Genomic DNA, 5,706 nt, shown 5'->3' with positions numbered 1-5,706 from the left:
ACGCTACCCCTACCTCTATGGTTTTTTCACCTCAAAATAAATGGTATCACTATTAAAGGCTGTAAAAATACCCAAACCATTTTCAACATTACTTGCCGGTTCATTTAAAAATCGAGAATCCTGTTCAGTAGATTCATACAAATCCACATATTCCTGATTTACCCGGAATAAAACTAATCGATAGGTGCCATATTCCGTTAATTGCATACCCCTGATTACATAGGTATCCAATGGAGAGGGGCGAGTAATCATTCGAAAACGTCCCTGCATGAAGCCTTCCATTAAACCGTTGACATCCAAAGGTTCACTTTCAGCTTCTATATTTTCCATCAGCACATAAAAGCTTTCACCAGATGGGTTATCCCATTCCACAATTAAGTCTGGCACCTCTCTATTCCTAATATCCATCATTTCCTCAATTGGTTCAATTTCGATCTCATCTTCAGATAACTGAAGACCTAAAGGAGAAGCAGGTACTATAGAGGTAGCATGTATCGTTTTACCAAAATATTCCACCCTAAGTTCAAAAGTCTTTCCTGTCGCAATTTCAAGGTCGCTACCTGGGTAATAATAGGTACCGGTATCTCCTTGGTTAAGTATCAGGGGGAAAGTGTCCTCCCCATGATGAATAAAGACCTCAGCATCATTGACAAAATAATCGTCATTATCATTCTCTTCTATAAAAGGGATTAGACGAGTTAATTTTATCTGGTTAACAGGTTGACCGGAATACAGATAAGCCTCGACGATTAAGTCTTCAGCTTCAGTGGGATCAAAAGTTTGGTCCTGGCATGAAAGCATGGCAAGTCCGCAGAATGATAAGCCCCACATTAAAGTAAACTTCTTCATTATCTCTAAATTTTAATTCTGGAGAAAGCGCCCTATCCTTGAAAACAATTGGTACTCCACTCCTTAATTGGAAACATCATTTTTGGGAATGACAGAAAAAGGATTTTTTCCTTGTCTATCAGAACTTCACCTGCAAAAAGATATTTGGGGTGAAACCTATTGTGTTCACATCCGTGGTGATCACATCCTCCTCCAACACTTCAAATGTTTTATACCAGACGTTCTGATGATTGTAAACATTGAAAACCGAAAGGCCTACATCAGCTTTTCCCTTTCCAAGATTAAAGCCATAGGTAGCTGACAAATCAAGCCTATGGTAATCAGGAAGACGGAAAGCATTTTTCTCCCCTATGCTGATGTAACTGATTTGATTACCATCAAGCATGGTAAGCTCATAACCACCCACCGGAGCAGTGTAAGGCTTTCCGGTAGCGTAAATCCATGTACCTGCAAAAGTCCATCGTCCTAATTGAAGACTATTGACAATTTTAAACTCATGGGTTTGGTCATGTAAAGCAGGGTAAGGCTCATCCGACAATTCAGGGAAAGTATGAATTACTTCTCCCAACGTATAACTAATCCAACCGGTTAACTTCCCTATCTTCCGTTGTACTAGGAATTCAATACCCTGAGCAATACCTGTACCTGTGTAAAACAAATCCCCTGTCTCCCCTGATCCTGGGCGCGAGAATCGTAAAGAATATTCCGACAAGCCAGACATATCTTTTCTGTATGCTTCAATATCGAAAAGGAAACCAGCAGTTTCATAACTGAGCCCCGCTATATAATGCACTGCTTGGCTCACCGGATTAGTATCATCATTAGCCAATAACCAGAAATCGCGACTTCCTTCACTTACATCTTCGCGTACCACCCGATTAGCAAACTGATAATAATGTCCCCAAGCTGCTTTAAACTTCAGTTGTTTTGTCAACTCATAGATGGCGGACAATCTTGGCTCAAAATACAATTGCTTAGTAAGACTATAATTACTAAGTCGGATACCGGGAGTAAAAAGAAGTTTATCGATAATCTGCCAATTATCCTGAATATAGAGCGATCCGATAAGGCCTTCATCATTTCTATTCAATATCTGCAGAGTATCATTCATCGTTAAATTATAGTCAATTTTATTGAAGGTCCATTGAGTACCAAATTCAAGTCGGTGTGCCGAATTCAGCAAGAATTCATGATCTGTTCGAAAACTAAAGTCATATAGATCATTATCCTCTTGTGTACCACGGATAAAGGTTTGTAAAGAATCATCACGGTTTATCTCAGACTCAGAAAAAAGATCCCTTTGACTAAAATAATTGGACCAGGATACTACTGTATTGGAATAATAACGACTATTCCACTGACGTCCCCACTTTAAACTACTTCCCCAATTTCCCCATGCAGTTAAATCAGTGGTTTTATTTAGAATAGTACCTGAGAGGTTACCATTCTGCCCTCCCCCAAATTCATCATTAAATTCGTTGGAATTATCCAGATGGTCTTGACCATTATAAAAAGAGAATGACAGAATATCCTTTAATGAAGGTTTATAGGTAACTTTCGCATTTAGGTCATAGAAAAAGAAAACAGGTTCAGTTTCCACCTGAGCAAACTGGCCTCTCCCTCCTCTTCCTCCACGACCCATAAACCCTCCATTGGTTTCATCCTCCTGTTGAAAGAGGGCAAATACATTCTTATATAAGCCACTCTGAATTATATCGGTATATGACCGACGACCCGCTAGCAAAACACTTCCTTTTCCGCCCGCAAAAGGTAATTCAAAAGAGGCATTGGCACTCATCATGCTTAATCCGGCACTAAAGCCAGTCTTATTGGTATTCCCTTGTTTTCCTGTCAGGTCCACCACAGAAGAGAGCCTTCCCCCATATTTAGATTCAAATCCTCCTTTATATACCTGGACATCTTTAATCGCATCGGCATTAAAGGCACTAAAAAATCCATAAAAATGATCCACATGATATACCGTAAAACCATCGAAAAGAATCAGGTTTTGATCAGGAGTTCCACCCCTCACATACAAACCCGAAGAGGTTTCATTGCTTCCACTGATTCCGGGTAATAACTGTAGAGACCTAAAAATATCCTTTTCTCCCAGACTGGGTAAAGCAGATAATTGCGCAGGGGAAACAGACACCACACTGACCTGTTTACCAACCTTCATCATTTGCTCTTCCCTGGCAGAAATTACTACTTCTTCCAATTCATTGGTGTGTACCTCCATTTCCACAATTAAAGGAGGTTTTTCTACCATTGTCGGGTTCAATCTAAGCTCCTGGGATTTATACCCTAGATAGCGAAAAGATAAAAGGGAGGTATCGGTAGGGACATTCAGCAATGTAAAAAAACCATCCAGATTAGAAATTGCAGCTTTTTGAGTAGAGTTGATCATTACAACAGCATTCGGTAAGGTCTCCCCCGTTTCTTTATCCTTCACAACTCCTTCTAAAGTGAAATTCGTCCGTTTGGGTTTTGGTGGCTCCCTTTCTAATTGTATTCCTTCTTCCTTAGTTCTAATGGTGAGCTTTTTATCTTCCAGATGAAATACCAGGTCATAGGGCTCTAGAAGATCTTGGAGGACTTCTTTTAGACTCTGGCCTTTAAAATTCTTTCTTTGGAGAATATTTATAGGAATCTCCTCCCTCCTATAGTCTAAAGCCAATTCATGACTCACTGACAAATCCTTCAAAATACTTAAAAGATCCTTCCCAAAATAGGACTTATTTACAACTTCAAAATCATTATTTTGAGCCACCAAATAATGTAAAGGAGATAGGCTAACCAAAACCATTATTAGCCATAACCTTGAGATTAAATTTTTCAACATAGGCAGTCATTTATTTAATACAAAATTATTTATACATGGAAAACACTCTAAGATCTCTTATTAATCCACTCACAAATCCATCTATAACTTTTCTATTAAAAGTCAGAGGGCTTTTGAGGAACCCTTGCTGAACAAAACACAATTTTTTGCGTCAAATTCAGCTTCATAAATTTGTGGAGAGTTGACTACTTTAGAAATTTTTTTCAACCAATAACCAGAAAAGATCTACTAATGGTGTAAAAGACAAATACTTCTCAAAAGCATTGATTACTTACTTTTAATTTAACGTGTTTAAACATATTAATAAACCTATCTATTTATTAGCAAAAAAATCCATTGACCCAATCTCTTAGGTCAATTTCGGAAATTTAAGGAGAGTTAATTTTTTAGGATTCTAAAATAGATTAGCAATAAATTTAGGTTGGAATATGGAATTGGAAAAAGGAAATGGCGCTCAAATGTGCAGGACATATTTCATTTGAAATGACAGGAAGTGGTTGAAAAAATTATTTAACGAGCTTTTAAATTTAAGCCCATCCCTCTACTCCACACTCAAAAATGTCTTCAAAAAAGTGGAAAGGGTTCTTCTGATTTATTTCAACCAGATATTCCCTATTAAAGTTTTTAGAAACCATCATCCTAAACTTCAACCCAAGGCCTATTTGAATTCACTTTCATTAGGTGAGTACATCTTATTAAGGGACAACTGAGGTATACTTTCCTTCCAGTTGCCCCTATTCCAATTATTAGCTAAGGCAATCTAACCAATGTCTATTATCTACAGCGGACCTCCCTTTTCCAATTTAGCCCCTGAAATTTCAATAAATAAAAACATCTAACCTTTATAGAAACTCACTATAAGGTTGCTAATACTAATTTTTTTGAAGTTCACATTTTTATTAAACTGGATTCTGTTTCTCCTTAAATTCTAAATGATTTACCTCTTTTTCTTCTCCTTCTGATTCAACTAATTCTACTGTTGTTTCAGGAAAATCCCTCCTTTTATTAGAAAATTGAATTGGAGCAACCCCCATTAGGCCAAATCCTACTGAAGCCAATAGCATCAAAAAGATTAACCCTATTAGCCTCAATGACTTTTTGAAACTTTTCATATATTTTTTAGAATATGTTTTGGGTTAACCTTGCTCCTCGGTGGTTTCCTTTTGACAATATATTTCTGGAGAACAACTGAAATGTTTTCTAAATACTCTCCGAAACCCGGTCTATAGCCAAACAAGAACCCACAATCTTTCAATGGTAATTCTTTTGTGTGCTCACAAAAGATCCAGAACAGCGTTAGATTAACCCTTTAATAATTACTTAGAAAGTGTTTGTTTACCAATTCTCTGGTAAGAAATGCAATAATTATCCTATGCAAGAAAAAGTATCCTCAGTTGGATATTCAAAAAAAGACTTTAAGTAGAAAACTTGATTAGGAAATTTGCTAGTGCGAGCCAGCCTTAATTGATTTTCAAACATTAACTTGGAATGTCTATTGAAAGCTACAATTGCATAAGGTAGGTTTGGCTTGAGAAAAAAGGAATTAAAAACAGGATTTATAATAAAATGAGCATCCCTAAAAGATATCGTTTGTCCATAAGCCAAATGCTTTTCTGACAAAACAACTTCCGTCTGATTCAACTGGGGTTGGGGAACCTTAGAAGAAATAGGAAACAACGAGTTACAAAAAAAGCTAAAAAAAATCGCAATGAGAACCATTGGAACTGGTAGCTTATCTCCTTTATGTATTCCCAAGTATGCCATTTCGATAGTAAGGTAATATTCTAATATTTAAAAACCAACTTAGGAACTTTTGATACTTAATTTAGTTTCACTTCCCCAAAGAGAATTCCCAACAAGGGGAAAAAAATACTATGGTAGGAATGAAATATGTAATTTCATTTTTGTTTTATATAAACAAAAGTAAGCCGTAGGAAAAACTCCTGGAAGCGATAAAGAGATACCATTTACGGATTCCAAAAATCATTATTCCACTTTTTCAATTCCAGCTAGTG

General features: G+C 36.9%; 3 protein-coding genes. All 3 read right to left on the bottom strand.

Going from position 1 to position 5,706, the window contains the following annotated elements; genetic code table 11:
* Positions 1-15: 15 nt before the first annotated feature.
* Positions 16-849 (bottom strand): DUF4249 family protein, encoded by an 834-nt coding sequence (locus E1171_RS08720; RefSeq protein WP_155205622.1) that lies wholly within the window; start codon positions 847-849, stop codon positions 16-18.
* Between the two features lie 118 nt (positions 850-967).
* Positions 968-3,691: a TonB-dependent receptor gene (locus E1171_RS08715; protein ID WP_155205621.1), complete on the bottom strand. Its 2,724-nt coding sequence runs from the start codon at positions 3,689-3,691 to the stop codon at positions 968-970.
* A gap of 899 nt (positions 3,692-4,590) precedes the next feature.
* Positions 4,591-4,803 carry a hypothetical protein gene (locus E1171_RS08710; RefSeq protein WP_155205620.1) on the bottom strand — a complete coding sequence of 71 codons (213 nt, stop codon included), beginning with the start codon at positions 4,801-4,803 and terminating at the stop codon, positions 4,591-4,593.
* Between the last annotated feature and the right edge of the window lie 903 nt (positions 4,804-5,706).

Origin of the sequence: Xanthovirga aplysinae, assembly GCF_009711365.1 — a bacterium.
Taxonomy (GTDB): domain Bacteria; phylum Bacteroidota; class Bacteroidia; order Cytophagales; family Cyclobacteriaceae; genus Xanthovirga; species Xanthovirga aplysinae.
Note: the sequence above shows the minus strand (reverse complement) of the source record. Positions and strands in the feature narration are given on the sequence as shown.